10 protein-coding genes and 1 tRNA gene are annotated in these 20,830 nt (G+C 63.6%); 5 read left to right on the top strand and 6 right to left on the bottom strand.

Annotated features, from left to right (window positions below):
• The first annotated feature begins 1,361 nt into the window (after positions 1-1,361).
• Both ACX80W_RS12965 and ACX80W_RS12970 read left to right on the top strand, forming a co-directional pair.
• The gene (locus ACX80W_RS12965; RefSeq protein ID WP_459283908.1) at positions 1,362-7,748 is read left to right on the top strand and encodes an ATP-binding protein; all 6,387 of its coding nucleotides are present in this window, start codon (positions 1,362-1,364) and stop codon (positions 7,746-7,748) included.
• Positions 7,738-8,571 carry a hypothetical protein gene (locus tag ACX80W_RS12970; protein ID WP_459283910.1) on the top strand — a complete coding sequence of 278 codons (834 nt, stop codon included), beginning with the start codon at positions 7,738-7,740 and terminating at the stop codon, positions 8,569-8,571. The genes ACX80W_RS12965 and ACX80W_RS12970 overlap by 11 nt, the downstream gene beginning before the upstream one ends.
• Before the next feature lie 329 nt (positions 8,572-8,900).
• On the opposite strand, the gene ACX80W_RS12975 is transcribed toward ACX80W_RS12970, so the two are convergent.
• Positions 8,901-9,341, bottom strand: a complete 441-nt coding sequence (locus tag ACX80W_RS12975; protein WP_459283912.1) for a hypothetical protein — start codon at positions 9,339-9,341, stop codon at positions 8,901-8,903.
• A gap of 40 nt (positions 9,342-9,381) precedes the next feature.
• Positions 9,382-9,828: a hypothetical protein gene (locus ACX80W_RS12980; protein ID WP_459283914.1), complete on the bottom strand. Its 447-nt coding sequence runs from the start codon at positions 9,826-9,828 to the stop codon at positions 9,382-9,384.
• 135 nt (positions 9,829-9,963) lie between these two features.
• Between ACX80W_RS12980 and ACX80W_RS12985 the strand changes: the two genes are divergently transcribed.
• Both ACX80W_RS12985 and ACX80W_RS12990 read left to right on the top strand, forming a co-directional pair.
• Entirely contained in the window at positions 9,964-10,671 is a 708-nt protein-coding gene (locus ACX80W_RS12985; RefSeq protein ID WP_459283916.1) for a hypothetical protein, read from the top strand.
• A gap of 153 nt (positions 10,672-10,824) precedes the next feature.
• Entirely contained in the window at positions 10,825-11,571 is a 747-nt protein-coding gene (locus ACX80W_RS12990) for a hypothetical protein (protein ID WP_459283918.1), read from the top strand.
• Between the two features lie 497 nt (positions 11,572-12,068).
• Here ACX80W_RS12990 and ACX80W_RS12995 read toward each other — a convergent pair.
• Positions 12,069-12,150 (bottom strand) — tRNA-Leu (locus tag ACX80W_RS12995).
• Between the two features lie 148 nt (positions 12,151-12,298).
• On the opposite strand from ACX80W_RS12995, the gene ACX80W_RS13000 reads away from it, so the two are divergent.
• Complete coding sequence (locus tag ACX80W_RS13000) at positions 12,299-12,901, top strand: ANTAR domain-containing response regulator (protein ID WP_459283920.1); 603 nt, start codon at positions 12,299-12,301, stop codon at positions 12,899-12,901.
• 87 nt (positions 12,902-12,988) lie between these two features.
• Here the strand turns inward: ACX80W_RS13000 and pyk are convergent, their stop codons facing one another.
• From pyk to gltB, 3 genes are read right to left on the bottom strand one after another with little or no spacing between them, the layout of a single operon-like run.
• Positions 12,989-14,482: a pyruvate kinase gene (gene pyk / locus ACX80W_RS13005; protein WP_459283922.1), complete on the bottom strand. Its 1,494-nt coding sequence runs from the start codon at positions 14,480-14,482 to the stop codon at positions 12,989-12,991.
• A 48-nt stretch (positions 14,483-14,530) separates the two neighbouring features.
• On the bottom strand, positions 14,531-15,988 hold the full coding sequence (gene gltD, locus ACX80W_RS13010; protein ID WP_459283924.1) for a glutamate synthase subunit beta: 1,458 nt from the start codon (positions 15,986-15,988) through the stop codon (positions 14,531-14,533).
• Positions 15,981-20,606, bottom strand: coding sequence for a glutamate synthase large subunit (gene gltB, locus ACX80W_RS13015; protein ID WP_459283926.1), 4,626 nt, complete (start codon positions 20,604-20,606; stop codon positions 15,981-15,983). The genes gltD and gltB overlap by 8 nt, the downstream gene beginning before the upstream one ends.
• Between the last annotated feature and the right edge of the window lie 224 nt (positions 20,607-20,830).

Consider the following 20,830-nt stretch of genomic DNA (forward strand, 5'->3'; position numbering starts at 1 on the left):
GGCCCCTCCGAGACTCTTTAGTCTGATTGTGGCGATGGAGTTCATGAATCATTCACTTTCGGTGCCTCCTTCGCCTGAGCTGCCCGGCGAGGAGGAGGACCCGGTCAAAGAATCCTCACCAAGTCATGCAGCTACCCCGCCGCTCCCCCATGAAGTAGTAAGAACGCCCAACCCGGGCTTCGCGACAGAAAGGCGGCACCCAGCCCCTAGGAAAACTCCAGAACAGCCACCAGATCCGGCACCGGGACCGCGGAATTGGGCCGGCTGTCCACAGTCAGAGAGCAAAAGTGCCTCTGACTAGGGGAAACATGTGCCCGAAGTGGGACTCGAACCGGACTCCAGCCCTTGCAAACACTGGGCTCCTCAGGAAACATGCGCAATCCGGCCCGGTCCGACCGATGTACGACCCAATCCGAGGCCCCAGGTGTGGACACGGTCCACACCCCCACTTTTCCCTACCAGAGGCCCTCCCCACGACTGCCGCACCCCGCATTGACAGGGTGCGGCGCTTCTTTGCCGTGAATAGTCCGATCCTGCTGGCGACATTCCACCGCGGCCGTGACCGGGTGGTGCCCGCGCTCGTTACCGAGTCCCGGGCACTCCCCCCCGACATGCACGGTCTCCAGACTCTCCATCACGACGTCATCTCCCCTCAAACCATTCATGATCCGAGCGGCCGACAGCTGCATGACAGATTCTCTCGATCCGCCGAATCGGCAAGGTGGCGACGCGCAGCGGATGAGCCTTGTTATCCGCCGCGGTCAGCCGAGAAGCGAGGTAGATCCTCGGCGAAGCGCCGGAGATTTACCACGTTCCGAGGCGCTTCAATAAGAAATGCGAGCCGCTGAGCAGTCACAACTACTCGTAGCAGTGGGAGGGAGGGTGCGAAATGCCATCTGGCGAAGCGTCTGTCGCATGAGCCGGTTCCTCAACCCGATTCTAACCGTCCCCTCCCTGCCGGGAAGATCCCACGCAGGTACTGACATTTTTGATTCGCGTATTCCCCGCTCTCAAAAAGCCGTTGAACGTAGCTGAAACGCTACAAACGGTCCTTCGGTGGGGCAGAAGTGCTGGAGCAGAATCTCGCCACGAATGACTACCGGACAGCACTCCTATGAGCGGGCGTCGAGGCCCGAGGGGATAGCATTAGGCCGAAGGACCTTCGGCGCCAGCGAGGGCAACTAACTCGGAGGTGAATCATTGCTGCTCAAGGCTAACTGGCGCGAGTCGTCTCACTTCCGTCACCAGCAAGCTTGCTTTGAATCTGGCCCGAAGTTTGGGAACTTTCGCCACCGTGATCCTGTGACGCCAAGCCAAGACGGTACCAGCGTCGCGTCATTCAAAATCGTGCAGATCTCCCGATGACCGAGCCCGATCTTCTTCGCCCGAGCCGTGACGGCGATCAATTTCATTACACGTGGGCAGCACGCCAATCCCTACGGCTCCTCGATAAGAGCTCCGGCCTTCACTCGCTTTTTGTCGAGGCGGTTGATCCGAGCGAACAACCGACTTTGCCTATCTCAGACACCGTCACAGCCGACAGCCTAACTGCCGAGGACGATACTGGTACCGGTGACGAGGTCATTGACCTCGCGGAGTACTGGGGCGCCAGCGATATCGCACAGACGGACCGCGTCGTGTATCGCCAGTTCAAACACTCCACGCGGTACGGGGATACGCCATGGACACTTTCGTTTCTCACCAAGACGCTCATCGGCTTCGCGCGCAAGTACCGGGCGTTGAAGGCCAATCACCTTGCAGTTCTGGAGCGCGTTCAGTTCGAATTCGTCAGCAACCGACCCCCCGCACCATCCGCGATGAAGGCACTCGAGGACCTCCGAACCGGCGTCCCCTCGTCGGCTACCAGAACAATCCGCGAATGCCTCATGTCGATCATCACCGCGGACGACATCGCCGCCCTATGCCAGCGGCTAGTGGTCGACGAACGCGCACCATCTCTGCTCAAGCTCCGCCACCTCCTTGACCTTGAGGTTGCGGACTTACTTCCTGGGGCGCCAGGCGAACAAGCGCTCCTGCTGCGAGAGATGATCTCCAGTCGGGCGACCTCGATCGCTGGGAACAACCCTGCGGTCCGCCGCACGGATGTGCTGGCCTCCTTGAAGACCTCTGAAGACCAGCTACTGCCTTCGCCTAACCTGATCGAACCCCCGCGGCGCCCCATTGACAGACGTCAGTTCGCCGAAATCGCTACAAAAATTATGGAACACTCCACCGCACCGACACTTGTGCACGGCCCCGGTGGGGTGGGCAAAAGTGTCCTCGCCGGCGCTTTGGGACGCCACTTGCCGGAAGGCTCTATAACGATTGTTTTCGATTGTTTTGGCAACGGCTCTTATCGACGTCCCAGCGCACCGCGCCACCGACCCAAACAAGGCTTCGTCCAGCTTGTAAACGAGCTCGCCGGACGTGCATTGTGCGATCCCCTCATTCCGTCCGCCACCGCAGACGACGCAGACTACGCCCTCGCTTTCTTGCGCAAACTCACGAAGGCAGCCGAAACAGTCGCCACCACAGAACCGGTTGCCCTTCTCACGATCGTCATCGACGCCGCCGATAACTCTGCCATGATTTCCGACGAGATGGGCGAACGCTCCTTCGTCCGTGGCCTTCTCCGCGAACCGCTCCCTGATAATGTTCGGCTCGTCGTGACGTGCCGCACTGAACGTATCGACTTATTGGGGCTTCCGGCCGACTACCAAGACATCCCGCTTCATGGTTTCGACCTCGGCGAGACCTTCTCCCACCTGCAAACGACTTATCCAGATGTCTCCGCCGCCGACGCCTCTGAGTTCCACTCCCGGACCAGCCACAACCCGCGGGTCCAAGCGGCAGTTCTAGACGCAGCTAAAGATCTCCACGAAGCCCTAGCGTGGCTGGCACCGAACCCGAGCTCGCCCGGACAGGCCCTCGACTCCCTCATCGAGCGGCAAGTCGCCGAGATCCGTGACGGAGCGCACGGATCGGGCCCCGACATCGACGCAATCTGCGTGGGCCTCGCAGCACTGCGGCCGATGATCCCCGTTCGCGTCCTGGCGGACCTGGCAGACATTCACCCATCCGTCGTGTTGAGCTTCATCGCCGATCTGGGCCGCCCGCTCTTGCTCGACGGCGATACGGTGCAGTTCCGCGATGAGCCTACCGAAACCTGGTTCCGGAATCGCTACCGTCCCGCTGGAAAAAGCCTCGACGCGTTCATTGAGCGCCTTTCGCCATTGGCTGATCAGGATGCCTACGTGGCAGCCTCGCTGCCCGCGCTGCTCTTCGAGGCAAACCGGTTCGACGGCCTCGTTCAGCTCGCGCTCTCCGACGACCGGCTTCCTGACAACGCGCTCCCTGGCCCGCAGCGGAACGAGATCCAACGTCGTGAGATCGCGCAACAGCGCACTCATTTCGCCTTGACAGCCGCCCTCCGAGCCAATCGAGACTTCGAAGCTGCCCAACTCGCCCTGCGCTTGGGGGCGTTAACCGCTGGACGCACCCGCCGCCTTGACTTGATCCGCGAAAACACGGACTTGGCCGCACAGTTCCTTGACCCGACGGTCCTTGAGCAACTCATCGCCACTCGGAGCCTCACTGCCGGCTGGCCCAACTCCAATTTGCCAATAGAAGGCGCCCTTCTGGCCGGTGCCGCCGGCCAGACCGATCAGGCCCGAAACCGTCTGCGAAGCGCAAGATCTTGGATGCATGCATGGGTGCGGCAAGCACAACGCGGCGACACTAAATCAGGGGTGGAAGACTTGGACGTCCTCCAGGTCAGCTGGGGGGTGCTCAATACCGATGGTTCGGCTGCATGCGTTCAGTTCCTCCGAAGCTGGCGACCGCGCACCCTCGCCTTTGACGTAGGGGTGGACATCGCTCGTCGTCTGCTCGACGCAGGACGCCTCGCCGACCTGGCCGATCTCGCCCGCGCTGCCCGGGGCCGACATCTCAAGCTCGCGATTGCCCATGCCTGCGCCGAGCGGGATGTGGAGATGGACACTGAAATTGTGGCGCACCTACTCCAGCCGATCATGAAAAGGAAGAGTACGTCCCAGCTGAGCCGTCACGCCGACTACGAACGTTCTGGGTCGGGCGACCCGCTTCACAACGGTCTAACAGCCGCCATTTGGCTAACCAGCCGAGGCGTTGCGCACAAGATCCTCGCCCCCCTCGACGCCGCGCAAATCTTGCGTGCATACCTCCCTGAAAATCTCGGACACCTGACCGGGTCGTGGTACGACCCGGACATTTGGTATCCAATCCTCGGGCTGGTCCTATGTGCTCGTCTCGAAGGCCGAGCGATCGACCCCGTCGATATCCAAGGTCCGTCCATTCGGGAAGCCCGCGAACGCGAGAAATTTGAATCATCCCAAAATCTGCGCACCTACCGGGCAAACGTCGAGCCCCTCGTCTCCTGGGCCGTCGCATGGCTTGATTTTGTGCTCGATCAAACCTCTGAAAGCAGCGTGGCCTTCGGCCGGCGCATATCGGCGTTCTTGCAGGAAGCACCTCTCGGGTGGCGGCAGGAACGGATTGACCAGACCAAGGTCAACACTGTCGTGCTGCTCATCGGACGTGCCCTTGCTCGACTCCCCGAGATCGTAGATCAAGTTGCCCTGCTCACCTTCCAAGCCGGGAACAATGACGTAATTACGCGCCGGACCCTGATCAACCTCATCCGGCAGACCGCCACTCACGTCGCAAACCATGAGTTGTCTTCCGAACTCGCCAAACGCTGCCATGAGTACGCTGCCAATGCACGAGAGGATGCAGGTGAACTCGCCTCCGACTTCGTTAAGCTCGCGCGCGCCACATACCGAATATCACCCGAGGAGGCAATCGTCCACTTCCAAGCAGCCATCGATATCACGGATGCCATCGGTGACGACGCCTGGGCCCGCTGGGAGACATTCTTGGCCATTGCGGGCCATGCTGGGCACGGCGCGCTTGACCAGCCCGGTCGGGCCTACCGGCTGTGCCAGATCGCCGAGAGCCTCGAGCCTTACCTCGGCGATTATTTGTCCCACACTGACGTCCTTTCCGTCGCTGCCCGCCTCTCATTGCCTGAGGCTCTCGCGGCCGGATCGCGGTGGCGCGACCGGCGTATTTCGCCGATTCGAAGCCTCGCGGACGCAATCGCGACCAATCCTGCACTGCTGCTGAAGGATGACCCTGTGGCCGCTCTTGCATTGCTCCCTTTTGGCGATCGGTATCCCGACCACCCTGCCCTAGCCTCGGCGTTAGCCGCAGGTTCGCATGACGCAACCTCAGCGATTGTCGCCTACCTTCGCTTTCGACGGCAACAGCAGCTGACCGCAAGCGCGCTCGACGAACTTCTCGACCAATCCGGTGTGCAGCGGACCGCCATCGAACAGGTCGACCCGTCTTTGCTCTGGACTTCCACCACCGCACCCGCAGACTATTTCACGTCCAACGACAACCCCAGCCAGAGCCCACAGGACTTATTCACGGACCTTGACCTGCAGTCGGCGAGCGGTTGGGCCGACGCGCTGGAACGTTATGGCAGGGGACACTTCCGAAAGGACATCTTCGACTACGTTGCAGACGTTGCTGGTCCCACTCCCAGCCTCCTGCGCGCGTTCAAGGCATGTCCGACAACCAGCCACTGGGACCTCTCTCGCCTCTTGGAGTCCTTGCAGGGCCGATCGCTTTCGATGGCGACGCAGGCGGCGCTGGATGAGGTTTTGTCGACACAGCTCGCTCGCTTCGCACCCGACATTCTGCTTGTTTCCTGGCGTACTCTCCACTTTGAGGACGCGCGGGCCCTAACCGGCCGCAATACTGATTATGAGCACATAACAAGTCGTGCGCTGGCCGAGCAGCAGTCCTTCTCCGCCGATCAGGCCTATGCGCTAGCCACACATCTCGGCCGTCGCCTCACCGTCGACAAGGCCCTCCAACTGTTCGACGCCGCGTCCTCGTACTTCGATGATACGGCGCCTCTTGACGCCCACGACGGACATCATCTCCTTGGGACAACAGGGAGCTGGGATTCCGAAGCGGCTGTCGCCGCCGTTATCTGGACCGCACTCGGGGATCCCGCTGGGAAGACGCGGTGGCAAGCCGCTCACAGCGTCCGTTTGGCTCTCACACTCGGTCACAGCGGCGTAGTATCGCGCTTGCTCGACCTGGCTTCAGGGCTGGCTGATCCGACCCCCTTTCTCGACGGTCGCCTCGAGTTCTACGAAAGGCATGCGCATCAATGGCTGCTGTTCGCCATCAGCCGCGCTACCGTCGAACCGGCAGGACTGGCCACAGCAGCACTGTGCGAGGACCTTCTCATAAGGACGGTCACCGGAACACCACACGCTGTGAACACGCCGTTGGCGCGCGATAGCCTGCTCCGTCTCCATGCTGCCGGCCTGATCACGCTCGATTCTGCTGAGCAGAAGCTAGTCGAGCAAGCAGGAAGACCCATCGGCATCAAACGCCACGACTGGCAGGCCAACTTGGAAGAAGTCACGTCCCAGAACGAGATCGTCTCACATATCGCAACGGGTGCCTTGTCGTCACAGGAGTCCGCCCAAAGCAAAACCACGGACGACGATCCCGACGACGATCGGTTCAGGTTCTTTCTCGACTTTCGTTCATACTGGTGCAACCCACTTGGCGATGCGTTTGGCATCAGCGAAAAGTCAATCGAGCGGCTCGTCGCGGAAGTTTTGGTCAAGCACTGGGCGGTTCCATCGCGTGGTCGTGCAGAGGACGACAATCGTCACGCACTCAACCTCTACCCCCGGAGCACCTACCCTCATAAGAGCGACTGGCCGGAAGAAGAAGACCTCGACTTCTACTTGGCTGTTCAGGGCCTCTGCGAAGTAGCTGGCATCCTCCTTCAGCATCGACCCGTCGTTCAGCGATACGACGAGGATGAAGAGACCGGAAATTCCGAATACACCCGATTCCTTCAACCACACATGCCCAGCCGGGACGATGGACGCTGGCTGTCCGACCGACGTGACCCCGCACCGGAATACGCCCGACTCGACTCACAGAGCCCTTCGGACGTGGGGACTGGAACCCGCGACCCGCACTGGATTCACCAGATCACGTCCCCCAGGTTCAGCCAGGAGCTGTTCCCATCACCGGAGGAGGTGGCCGTTTGGGGATTTCGAACCGTTCAGTACTACTCGCAAAGCGAGACAGTCAGCATTCATTCGGCTCTCGTAACTCCCGACACCGCCCCCGCCCTGCTGAAGGCACTGCAGACATCCCCGGACAAGCATGCCTACCGAATCCCCGATGCCGTGGACGAAGAATTCAGCTCCACTATCCCTGGATTCGAGCTCACAGGATGGATTGAGCCCCACGGACAAGCGCACGGACGCGACCGACAGGATCCGTACGCTAAGTCGATCGACTTCCCGCCCAACCGGCCCACCGTTGCAATGCCGCCACTCAAAGCGCTGGTCGCCGATGCGGACTTCCGGCTCTGGCGCGACGGCGAGAACGTCGTAATCAAACAAACAACATGGGACGATTTTGCCAATGAGAGGCAGACCACTGGGTCTTCTGGCGATGCCATAGTTGCCAACCGCTCTTGGCTTACCGGCGTTCTGGACGAACTCGATCGATGGCTCATCGTAGAAGTCGAGATCAAGAGACGCTCGGAGGACTCTGCGTTCCGCGGCTCGAAATCTACCGATGACGAGGACCAATTCCGCTTCCTGCCGCCGTACACGAAGTACTTCCTGATCGATAACACAGGAGAGGTCCATGAGTTCTAACGCTGACAGATCTTTACAACTCGGACGTGACCTCGCGGACGCCCTGGATCGCAGCGATGTCGTCGGCCGCTGGATGTCGCACCACCTAGCAGAACTGATCACACGCTGCGAGCAGAATCCCGACGACCAGGAACTTGCCGCGACAACGCGAGAGGTTGTGCTGAAACTGTGGGAACACAAATCTGGCGCACCCTTCCGGGTCAAACCGCTTACCTATTTGCAGCCCGTGCTGCGCGCGATCGCACGGCTAGACCCGAACGCGGACCCTTGGGCGTTTTTCAGGCCGTTCGAAGAAGTGCCAAATGTTGAAAACCTATCCACCTATCCACTCCTACAGATGGCGTGCGATATCGACCGAGAGGTCGGGCGCCTGATCCGGCTAAGCGTAGGGACCGCGGCCGAGCAGGCAATCTCACGCGAAGAGTCATGGGTGATAGCAGGCAAGGAAACGGCCAAGACTGAGGAGGACCGAGCAGTCCGCGCTCTTGAACAGTTCATGCGACGCATGAGGCTGCAGCCAGACCCCGACCCTCGCAATGCATCCAACGAGCAGAATGAAACAGGCAATGAACCTGCCCTGACGAGCCACGCCGACCCCGCAGCCGATGAACAACGGACGAGCGGACCAATATCCGCGGGCGGCCAGAAAATCGATACAGATGAGACGTTCGATTCCATAGACCCGCTTACTCTCGCGCTTCAAAGTGCAATCATCCGATGCCGTCGTCTCCTCGATCAGCTAGCAGATCTTCACGACGTCAAAACGATGGATAGCGAAGGCACTCGGACTGGCTCGCGAAGAATGGGCCCCGAACGCGGCTGATCCAACAGTCTTTCGTACGGGCGATCAGTAACTATGGGCAGCCATGCAGAGCCCACCACCCCGGGGCAGTCGCCAGGCGTTCAGGAGCGGCGAACGTACGATGACGCCCGCAGGTCTCCTTCGCTGTCTGCTCGGTCTAAAACGAACTGACAGTTGGTCCTTTCAAGGCAGCTAATGTTTGGTCATACTGAGCGCGGCCGGACCGAGGATACCTCTAGAGCTCAGTCACTCGGGGTGTCACACACGCCACGTCTAGAAAACTCCCAGTACCTCATGACTGAAGCGCTCACGTAGTGGAATGTGCCGATTGGGTGTCGTCCTTACCCACTTCACTCCCCGGGCGTGCTTACTGAGATCAAATCGCTCGAAGCCCTCGGGAACAGATCCCGTAATGTCCTCGGCATTCCAGTCCCGGCTTCTCCCACGTAAAAGTGAGCCGCTGTCTTGAAATGGGTGTCCATTACAACCACTTCTTCAGAAAAAGCATTTTCGTCCAGGTCAAGTAAACCTCGGCCGTGGAGATCTCGGATAAAGTTCAAGGTCATGCGATTGTTCACCATTACATTGGAGATAAGTAACGCAGCAGCACGATATCGCTCCTTTATGCCGTACTCAGCTCCAACTTCTCGCCGTTCCGCATCCGCGTGTACAACGTCGCCATAGAACCACGCCATGCCTAGATCTGAGTCGACAATGGTGGAGGTGGGAGCGTCATCTCCTCGCTTCAGTTGTATGAAGTACGCGCGAGCCTTGCCGGGTTGTGTAGCCACTCGTTCCTGCCATCGCGTCTTCAACTCAGCCAAAAAGCCTCTAATCTCCGGACTGTCGTTGTCCCTTGAGCAAGTAGCCGAGAGCTTTCAACGCCTTTCCCCAGTACACCGGATCATCGTTGAGGATCAATGGCCGAAGCCGAACTGCTGCAGACTCCAGGACCTCTTCGCTAGGAAGATCTTGCACTAGTAAGCTTTCGCCAGTTTGAGGAATCAACTGTAGCTTCATTTCGCCTTGGGACATTGCAGCGACCTTCTCTGGGTCCGCCATTAGGGAATGAGCACGCTGGCCGCCTGACATGCCGCCTACCCCATGGATGAGTGACAGGGTCGTGTTTCCGATGCGGGCGAGCATCTCCCTGGCCCCGCTTTTCATCTTCCGTTGGTTGAGGAGCCGGAATGGCCACACGCCCGAGCGGATCTCGCGTGAGAGGTACAGGTTGTGCATCCCGTTGAGTGTGTCGATGACGGCGAGGTCCTGATACACGGTCTCGATGCTGAGTTCACGCGATGCGTGCGGTGAGGAGATTTCCGCCGGCACCCCGTCAACGAGGATCTGGTCGGTGGTCGGCTCGTGAATGCCAGAGCGTGGGGTTCACAAAAATGATGCACACTTGAATTCGTGAACAACCCCATAGATTTGAACTTAGGTGCCTCGTCATCGGCGTTTCCACCAGATTGGTCAACGGTGATTCCAGATCTCATCGTGGCTCTAGTCACTGGTGTGGCCGTAGGCGTAGCGATTCTGATCGTTGAACGAATGTCAGCAGTGAAGGCGGAGAAGCGAAAACTCGAACAGCTAGGTACGAGACTTGTGCACCCTCTCCTTCTGGTACTCCAGAGACCCGTGTACTTTCCGAGATTCGACCAGATTGGTGAACTTGAGAAGAAGCAACGCGAAGCCTTGAACATTCTCGAAGACCCAGACCTGGATGATTGGCACGACACTAGTCCTACACCGCTTACCAAGGCCCTAGTGAAGTATCGCAATGCACTAAGGGATCAGCGGCATGACCGCGAGGACTTGGCTCAAACCATCAGAGATTGGGAACGCCTTCACGGGAGGGAACCTAAGATTGTGGAATACTCAGAGGCGCGTCTACTCGATGCGAATGAACAAGCACTTCGCGACCTTTTTCCCGACAAGGCAGAACGTCTGCGGCTGGAAGTTGAGTTTTTGAAAGTCCGTGAACACGGTCATGTGAAGTCACATGGTAGGGCCTTTCGGGGTGCGCGCTCTCGCTCAGATAGAGCGCAGCGGGACGCGCATAACGAGCTAGTTGAACGAATGAAAGCAACCGCTTCCGCTGCACCGCTGCGTGGCCGGTGATCAGACTCCTGGCTCTAGGGAAGGGTTCGCCTAGGGACGGTACTGCGTGGCCAACTTCCCGCCATCCACAGCGCTCTTCGATCTCCTTACGGCATACTTTTCCCAGGGCCAGCCCACACCACCACATTCGGGCCAAGCAGGAGGAGAAACAACTTGGAAGACCCGAGACTGAGCACCGCCAGCGGTGACCCAAGCCCGGATGGTGCAAAGGCACCCGATCATGCGCTCCTAGAGAAGATAAATTCCATCCTGAAGGGCCAATCCTCTCCAGCAGCCGCCCATGTGCGGAAGCTGCGCACCAAGCATCCCCGCCTGACGCCCGCAGCCATCTTGAAGAAACTAGAAACCGAGCTACTCATATCGACCAGCGCTGCCGGCGCCGCAGCTGGTGCGACGTCCGCTGCCCTGGGGATCGGAAAGGCTGCTGCCCTTGCTATTACTCTCGGTGGGCCAGCAGTATCACTTCCATCCGCCGTCTTCCACATTCTCGCTGTTGCCGAGGTACACCAGATCCCTCCGGCCGACATCGAACACCGCCGGAAACTCGCCCTCTCCATCCTCCTTGAGCAAGGGGCCGATAGCGCGATTCCCAGCTTCGCAAAGAAGACCAGCCAGCACTGGACACGGAAGACTTTAAAGGCCATCCCGGGGTCAGTTCTAAAGCCGATCAACGGTCTCGTCCACGAAAACTTCATTACCAAGACCGGCCCAACGGGCACGATCGTGCTAAAGACTGTTTTGCCCTACGCGTTGGGGGCTGTCATTGGCGCTGGGTTCAGTTTCGCCACCACTTCCTCTGTCATCGCCGCCACCAGACTTGCCTTTGGGCCACCGAAGCCTTTTTTCGGTGAAGACATTCACCCTGAGGAAGACCTTTCGCCCACTCAGGACGACGACTAGGGCAGCGCTTTGCGGTATCGTGGCACTTTTACCCTCCGCACGCATGAAGGTGCCCGCGCTCCATGGCCGCGATACGGCTCATGACATGCGGGCGCTGGTTTGGCCGTTGCCGACGGGCTGTTTCCCACCCGCTGCAACTTCCGGCCCCCTTCAGTTCTCCGGAACCTCTATAGCCACCAGCGAGCAAACGGGAGGTCACCCCGACCTGGGTTTGCTTGTAGCGATGGTGCTCATCAGTGGCCAACCTACGGTGGTTCCCTCGCCTGCACTGGTCGAGGAGGATGACCACGTCAAAAACCTTCACCACGGTCATGCAGCTAACCCGCTGTTCCCCCATGAACTAGTAACAGCGCCCAAACCGGGCTTCGCGGCAGAAAGGCGGCACCCCGCGCCCAGGAAAGCTCCAAAACAGCCACCAGAACCGGCACCCGGACCACAGAATTGGGCCGGCTGTCCACAGTCAGAGAGCAAAAGGGCCTCCGACTAGGGGAAACATGTGCCCGAAGTGGGACTCGAACCCACACACCTTTCGATACTGCATTTTGAGTGCAGCGCGTCTGCCAATTCCGCCATTCGGGCTCCTACCACGCCCATCGGACCCCCACGTGGAGCAGTCACAATTTCACCGGTGCGCGAAACAACTCTACATGCCGATAGGCTGGTTTGGAGAACCGGCTGGGAAGCCGCCGGCCGGTCGGTACGACGTAGTAACCAAGGAGCAATCATCGTGTCTGAATCAAAGGAATCCCCCGCCGCACGCCCCGCCCGGCGGGTCGTCGTCGCCGAGGATGAGACGTTGATCCGGCTCGACATCGTAGAAATCCTGCAGGGCGAAGGCTACGAGGTGGTGGCCGAGGCTGACAACGGCGAGAAGGCCGTCGAGCTCGCCAAGGAACACAAGCCGGACCTGGTCCTCATGGACGTCAAGATGCCGGTCATGGACGGCATCACCGCCGCCGAGCAGATCGCCAAGGCGCGCATCGCCCCTGTGGTGCTCCTCACCGCCTTCAGCCAGAAGGAGCTCGTGGAGCGGGCACGGGAGGCCGGGGCCATGGCGTATGTGGTGAAGCCCTTCACCCCGGCGGACCTGCTGCCCGCGATCGAGATCGCGATGTCCCGCTACGAGGAGATCCGGGCGCTCGAAAACGAGGTGTCTGACCTGCAGGAGCAGTTCGCCACCCGCAAGCTGGTCGAGCGCGCCAAGAGCCTGCTGACGACGAAGATGGGCCTGACCGAGCCCGAGGCGTTCCGCTGGATCCAGAAGACGTCGATGGACCGGCGCCTGAGCATGCGCGAAGTGGCCGAGACCATCATCAACCAGGTCAACTGACACCCCCGGGCCCGCCGGCCCGGGCAGCTACACGAAAGGACCCCGCCCACCGGGCGGGGTCCTTTCGTGTTCGCGGAGCGGAGGGCGCTACTTCTTGCCCTTGACCGGCCAGGGGCCGACCTTCTCCTTGTTGGGCGACGTGTGATCGCCGGGGCGCTGCCCGGCGTCGGTGATGTCGCCGACGCGGTGCACCTTGATCGAGTTCGTCGACCCGGCCTGTCCGGGAGGCGAACCGGCGGCGATGACCACCAGGTCGTCGACCTCGACGAGTCCCGATTCGAAGAGGGTCCGGTCCACCTGGGCGGTCATCTGGTCGGTGTGGGCCACGAACTCAACCAGCAGCGGCTGGATGCCCCAGATGAGCGACATGGCGTTCAGCGTCGACTGGACCGGGGTGAAGGCGAATACCGGCTTCTTCGGGCGGAGGCGCGAGAGCCGGCGGGCCGAATCCCCGGACTGGGTGAAGGTACAGATGTACTTCGCGTCCAGCTGGTCGGCGATCTCCACGGCGGCGCGGGTGATGGCGCCGCCACGGGTCTTGGGCTTGCTGCCCAGCGGCGGCACGCGCTCGAGGCCGTGCTGCTCGGTGGACTCGATGATGTCGTTCATGATCCGAACGGTTTCCATCGGGTACTTGCCCACGCTCGTCTCGCCCGAGAGCATGACGGCGTCGGCGCCGTCGAGCACGGCGTTGGCGCAGTCGGAGGCCTCCGCGCGCGTCGGGCGGGGGTTGTCGATCATCGACTCGAGCACCTGCGTGGCGACGATGACCGGCTTGGCCCAGCGGCGGGCCAGTTCGATGGCGCGCTTCTGGACGATCGGCACCTCCTGCAGCGGCAGTTCGACGCCGAGGTCGCCGCGGGCGACCATGATGGCGTCAAAGGCATCGATGATCTCCTCGAGGGCCTCCACGGCCTGCGGCTTCTCGATCTTGGCGATGACCGGGACGCGGCGCCCCTCCTCGTCCATGATCTCGTGCACCCGGTTGACGTCGGAGGCGTTCCGGACGAAGGACAGGGCGACCATGTCGACCCCGGTCTGGATGGCCCAGCGGAGGTCCTCCTCGTCCTTCTCGCTCAGCGCCGGCACGTTCACCGCAACGCCGGGAAGGTTGATGCCCTTGTTGTTTGAGACCATGCCGCCGACGACGACCTCGGTGACCACCTTGACGTCGTCGACGGCGGTGGCCCTCAGGGAGACCTTGCCGTCGTCGATCAACAGCAGGTCACCGACCTTCACGTCCTGCGGAAGGCCCTTGAAGGTTGTAGAGGAGATCTCCTGGGTACCCTGGATGTCCTCGGTGGTGATAGTGAACACATCTCCACGCGCCAGCGCGTACGGGCCGTCGACGAAGCGTCCCAGACGGATCTTCGGGCCCTGCAGGTCGGCGAAGATCCCGACCGGCTTGCCGAGCTCGGCCGAGGCCTTCCGGACGTTCTCGTAGGTCTTGGCGTGGACTTCGTAATCCCCGTGGCTCATGTTCATCCGTGCCACGTCCACTCCGGCTTCCAGCACAGCGAGGGTGTTCTCATAGCTGGCGATAGCCGGACCGAATGTTGCAACAATTTTCGCGCGTCTCATGAAACCTAGCCTAGTCGGATTTTCGGGGGTGGATTGTCGCGTACGCGGTCAGCGGAGCGCGATGGAGCGGTCGGTGGGGGCAACCGGAGCCGGGAGGCGGGTGGAGCCCATGAGCCACTGGTCGACGGCCGCGGCGCAGGCCCTTCCCTCGGCGATCGCCCAGACGATCAGGGACTGCCCGCGGCCCGCATCGCCGGCGGCGAAGACGCCGGGGGTGTTCGTCATGTAGTACCCGTCACGGGCCACGTTGCCGCGGTCGTCGAAGGCGGCGGCGACCTGCTCGGTGAGCCCCGCCGGTTCGGGACCGGTGAACCCGAGGGCGAGGAACACGAGGTCGGCCGGGATCTCCCGTTCGGTGCCGGCCTTGGCCCGCCGTCGTCCATCGACGACCTCGGTCTCGGCGACCCGCAGGGCGGTCAGCTTCCCGTCCTCGCCGAGGAACTCCACCGTCGAGGCCAGGTAGGTCCGCTCCCCGCCCTCCTCGTGGGCGCTTGCCACCTCGAAGAGGTTCGGGAAGGTCGGCCAGGGCTGGTCCGGCCGGCGTTCGGACGGCGGCTGGTGCCCGATGGCCAGGGTGGTGACGGAGGCGGCCATCTGGCGGTGGGCGGTGCCGAGGCAGTCGGCGCCGGTGTCACCGCCGCCGAGGATGACCACGTGCCTGCCCTCGGCGGAAATCTGCCCGTCGACGGTCTCCCCGGCCACGACGCGGTTGGCCTGCACGAGGTAGTCCATGGCGAAGTGGACGCCCTCCAGTTCCCGGCCCGGAATGGGCAGGTCGCGCGGCACGGTGGCCCCGGTGGCGACGATGACGGCGTCGTACCGGCGGCGCAGCTGGTCCCAGCTGATGTCCCGGCCCACCTCGACGCCGGTGCGGAACCGGGTGCCCTCGGCCCGCATCTGGTCGAGGCGCAGCTCGAGGTGGACCTTCTCCATCTTGAAGTCGGGGATGCCGTAGCGCAGCAGCCCGCCGACCCGGTCGTCGCGTTCGTAGACGGCCACCGTGTGCCCGGCGCGGGTGAGCTGCTGGGCGGCGGCCAGCCCGGCGGGGCCGGAGCCGACGACGGCGATAGTGCGCCCTGTCAGGCGCTCCGGCGGGTGCGGCTCAACGAGGCCCTCGGCGAAGGCGAGGTCCGCGATGGAGACCTCGACCTGCTTGATGGTGACGGCCGGCTGGTTGATGCCCAGCACACAGGAGGACTCGCACGGGGCCGGACAGAGCCGGCCGGTGAACTCGGGGAAGTTGTTGGTGGCATGGAGGCGCTCGACGGCCTCCCGGCCCTTGTCCCGGTAGATGAGGTCGTTCCACTCCGGGATCAGGTTCCCGAGCGGGCAGCCCTGGTGGCAGAACGGGATGCCGCAGTCCATGCAGCGCCCGGCCTGGCTCTTGAGCACTCCCTTTTCCTGCGCCTCGTAGACCTCTTTCCAGTCCAGAATGCGCACCGGGACCGGGCGGCGGGGCTGGGTCTCGCGCTCTCGTACCTTCAAAAATCCGCGTGGGTCAGCCACCGGTTACCTCCAGGATCTTGGTCCAAACTTCGTCGCCGTCGGGGTCGAGCCCCTGCTGGACGGCGTTTGCCCTGGCGTCGAGGACGGCGGCGTAGTCGCGCGGCAGCACCTTGGTGAGGCGCCCGACCGTCTCGTCGAAGCGCTCGAGCAGGCTCGCCGCGAGGGCGGATTCGGTCTCTTCGGCGTGCTGGATGAGCAGCCGGCGCACGATCTCGATGTCCTCGGCGTCGAGCGGCACGAGCAGCAGTTCGCCGCTGTCGAGGCTCTGCTTGTTCATCCGGGTCCGGTCCAGGTCCAGGACGTAGGCCGTGCCGCCGGACATGCCGGCGCCGAAGTTGCGTCCGGTGCGGCCCAAAATCAGGGCCTGGCCGCCGGTCATGTACTCGCAGCCGTGGTCGCCGATGCCCTCGGCGACCGCCGTGGCCCCGGAATTGCGCACCAGGAACCGCTCCCCCACCTGCCCGCGGAGGAACATCTCGCCGCTGGTGGCGCCGTAGCCGATCACGTTGCCGGCAATGACGTTGCGGTCGGCGTGGAAATGGTTGGCGCGGTCCGGACGGACGATGATGCGGCCGCCGGAGAGGCCCTTGCCGACGTAGTCGTTGGAGTCGCCCAGCAGCCGCAGGGTGATGCCCGCGGGCAGGAACGCCCCGAGGGACTGCCCGGCCTGCCCGGTGAGCGTCACGTCGATGGTGTCGGTGGCCAGGGTGTCGAGGCCGAACCGCCGGGTGACCTCGTGGCCGAGCATGGTGCCCACCGAACGGTCGGTATTGACGACGTCGACGGAGATGCGCACCGGGGAGCGGTTGGCCAGGGCCTCGGCGCCCATGCTGATCAGCTTGTTGTCGAAGTGCTTGTCCAGCTCGTGGTTCTGCGTCGTGAGGTTCCGCCGCGGGGCGTCCCCGCCGAACTCCCCGCCGCGCAGGATCGGCTCGAGGTCGAGCCCGTCGGCCTTCCAATGGTCGAGCGCCTGCTTCACATCGAGCAGTTCGGTGCGGCCGATCGCCTCCTCGAGGGTGCGGAAGCCCAGCTCGGCGAGGATCTCACGGACCTCCTCGGCGATGAACTCGAAGAAGTTCACGACGAACTCCGGCTTGCCGGTGAACCGGCTGCGCAGCTCGGGGTTCTGCGTCGCCACGCCGACCGGGCAGGTGTCGAGGTGGCACACGCGCATCATGACGCAGCCGGAGACGACCAGCGGCGCCGTGGCGAAGCCGAACTCCTCCCCGCCGAGCAGGGCGGCGATGACGACGTCGCGGCCGGTCTTCAGCTGCCCGTCCACCTGGACCACGACGCGGTCGCGCAGCCCGTTGAGCATGAGGGTCTGCTGCGTCTCGGCCAGGCCAAGCTCCCACGGCATTCCGGCGTGCTTCAGGGAGTTCAGCGGGCTGGCGCCGGTGCCGCCGTCGTGCCCGGAGACCAGCACGACGTCGGCCTTGGCCTTGGTGACGCCGGCGGCCACCGTGCCGATGCCGACCTCGGAGACGAGCTTCACGTGCACCCGGGCCGAGGGGTTCGAGCGCTTCAGGTCGTAGATCAGCTGCGCGAGGTCCTCGATGGAGTAGATGTCGTGGTGCGGCGGCGGGGAGATCAGTCCGACACCGGGCGTCGAGTGCCGGGTGCGGGCGATCCACGGGTAGACCTTCTGGCTCATCAGCTGGCCACCCTCGCCGGGCTTGGCGCCCTGCGCCATCTTGATCTGGAGGTCCTCCGCGTTGGTCAGGTACAGGCTGGTGACGCCGAAACGGCCGGAGGCCACCTGCTTGATGGCGGAGCGGCGCTCGGGGTCCAGCAGCCGGTCGGTGTCCTCCCCGCCCTCGCCGGTGTTCGACTTCGCGCCGAGCCGGTTCATGGCGATCGCCAGGGTCTCGTGGGCCTCCCGGGAGATGGAACCGTAGCTCATCGCGCCGGTGGAGAAGCGCTTCACGATGCTCGAGACGGGCTCCACCTCCTCGAGCGGCACCGGCGGGCGTTCCCCGCCGCGCAGCTTCAGGAGCCCGCGCAGGGTCATCAGTTCCCGGGACTGGTCGTCGACGCCCTTCGTGTAGGACTTGAAGATGTCGTACCGGCGTTCGCGGGTGGCGTGCTGGAGCCGGAAGACGGTCTCGGGGTTGAACAGGTGCGGCGGGCCCTCCCGGCGCCACTGGTATTCGCCGCCGTTCTCGAGCCCGCGGTGCGGGTCTTCGATGCCGTCCTCGGGGTAGGCCGCGGCATGCCGGGCGGCGACCTCCGCGGCGATCACGTCGAGTTCAACGCCGCCGAGCTGGGTCTGGGTGCCGTGGAAGTATTCGTCGACGAGCTCTTGGGCGAGCCCGAGCGCCTCGAAGGTCTGGGCGCCGCAGTAGGAGCTCACGGTGGAGATGCCCATCTTGGACATGATTTTCAGGACGCCCTTGCCCAGGCCCTTGATGAGGTTCGCGACGGCGGCCTCGGCGGTGACACCGGTGATGTCGCCGTTCCGCACAAGCTCCTCGCAACTTTCCATGGCGAGGTAGGGGTTCACGGCGGAGGCGCCGTAGCCGATCAGGACGGCGACGTGGTGGACCTCGCGCACGTCGCCGGCCTCCACGACCAGGGAGGTCTTCGTGCGGTTGGCGCTGCGCAGCAGGTGGTGGTGCACGGCGGAGGTGAGCAGCAGCGACGGGATCGGCGCCCACTGGGCGTTGGAGTCGCGGTCGGACAGGACGACGAACTGCACGCCGCGGTTGAGGGCGCTGGAGACCTGCTCGCAGATCTCGGCCAGGCGCGCCCGGAGCGAGGCCTCCCCGCCGTCGTGCCGGTACAGGCCGCGGACCCGCACGGTGAGGCGGTCGCCGTCGTCGGATTCGAGGTTGGCGATCTTGGCGAGTTCGTCGTTGTTGATGACCGGGAACTTCAGGGCCACCTGCTTGGAGCGGACCTGGCCGGTGGAGAGCAGGTTGCCGTCGGGCCCGATGGAGAGGCCCATGGAGGTGACGAGTTCCTCCCGGATGGCGTCAAGCGGCGGGTTGGTCACCTGGGCGAAGGACTGCACGAAGTAGTCGAACAGCAGCCGCGGGCGCTTGGAGAGCACCGCCACCGGGGTATCCGAGCCCATGGCGCCCAGCGGTTCGGCGCCGGTCCGCGCCATCGGCCCGAGCAGGATCCTCAGCTCCTCCTGCGTGTAGCCGAAGGTCCGCTGGCGCCGGTTGATCGACGCCTTGGTGTGGACGACGTGCTCGCGCTCGGGCAGGTCCTCCAGGGAGATCAGGTTCTCGCGCACCCAGTCGGCCCACGGATTCGCGGCGGCGACCTCGGCCTTAATCTCCTCGTCCTCAATGAGGCGGCCGGCCTCGGTGTCGACGAGGAACATCTTGCCCGGGGACACCCGTCCCTTGCGCACGACCCTGCCCGGCGCGATGTCGATGACGCCGACCTCGGAGGCCAGGACGACGAGGCCGTCCTCGGTGACCCAGTACCGTGCCGGGCGCAGCCCGTTGCGGTCAAGGACGGCACCGACGAGCCGGCCGTCGGTGAAGGACACGGCGGCCGGTCCGTCCCACGGCTCCATCAGCATCGAGTGGTACTGGTAGAAGGCCCGCCGGGCGGGGTCCATGGTGGCGTGGTTCTCCCAGGCCTCCGGGATCATCATCATGATGGCGTGGGTGATCGGCCGCCCGGAGAGGGTCAGCAGTTCGGCGACCTCGTCGAAGGATGCAGAATCCGACGCGCCGGGGGTGCAGATCGGGAAGAGTTCCTCGGGCGAGTCCCCCAGCAGCGGGTTGGCCAGCTGGGACTGCCGGGCCCGCATCCAGTTGCGGTTGCCCTTGACGGTGTTGATCTCCCCGTTGTGCGCGATGGTCCGGAACGGCTGGGCCAGCGGCCAGGAGGGGAAGGTGTTGGTGGAGAACCGGGAGTGGACGATGCCGAGCCGGGTCTTGAAGCGCGGGTCCGACAGGTCGGGGTAGAACGGCTCGAGCTGGGCCGTGGTGAGCATGCCCTTGTAGACGAGGGTCCGAGAGGACAGCGAGGGGAAGTAGACCCCGTACTTGTTCTGGGCCCGCTTGCGCACCCGGAAGGCCCTGGCGTCGAGGTTCGGGTCCGCACCGCCGCTGGGGGCCAGGAACACCTGCTCGAAGTGGGGCATGCAGGCCCGGGCCATGGCGCCGACCAGGTCCGCGACGACGGGCACGACGCGCCAGCCGATCACGGCGAGCCCCTCGGACTCCGCGATGGCTTCGATGCCGGCGCGCGCCGTCTCCTGCTCCTTCTCCTCCGCCGGGAGGAACGCGGTCCCCACCACGTAGGACCCCGCGGGCGGCAGGTCGAAGCCGACGACGGCGCGGAGGAATTCGTCGGGCACCTGGGTGAGCAGGCCTGCCCCGTCACCGGTGCCCTCGTCGGCGCCGACGGCACCGCGGTGCTCGAGGTTGCGCAGCGCGGTGAGCGCGGCATCGACGATGTCATGGCCGGGCACGCCCCGCAGGGTGGCGATCACGGCGAGCCCGCACGCGTCCTTTTCGTTCTCGGGGTGGTAGAGCCCCGAGGCGGGCGGAAGCGAGGCGAAACGCTCGAACGGTGAGCGCACGGTTTCGGCCGGGGCCTCGGCGGCCTCGGCCGGGCCCGCCGGTGGAGCGTCGTTCGGGTGCTGAGCGGTCATTCGAAGAGTCCTTCCCCCAGAATGGAGCGTCGGGAGGGGACGGCCTTGGCCCCATTGCGCCCGCGGGAGCCGGCGGGCGCGGTCGTACTTGTCGAGATGCTGTTCCGGGCAGGCGGTGGCGCGGGGCGGAGACAACTGTCGCCGTGCCGCGCTGGCGAGCCGTGGGTAGCGGCGGTCGGAGGGGTGGCCCGGCCGGTACCCGGTGAGCCACGTCGGTGTGGTCC

It is taken from the genome of Arthrobacter melezitosi (genome assembly GCF_054511055.1).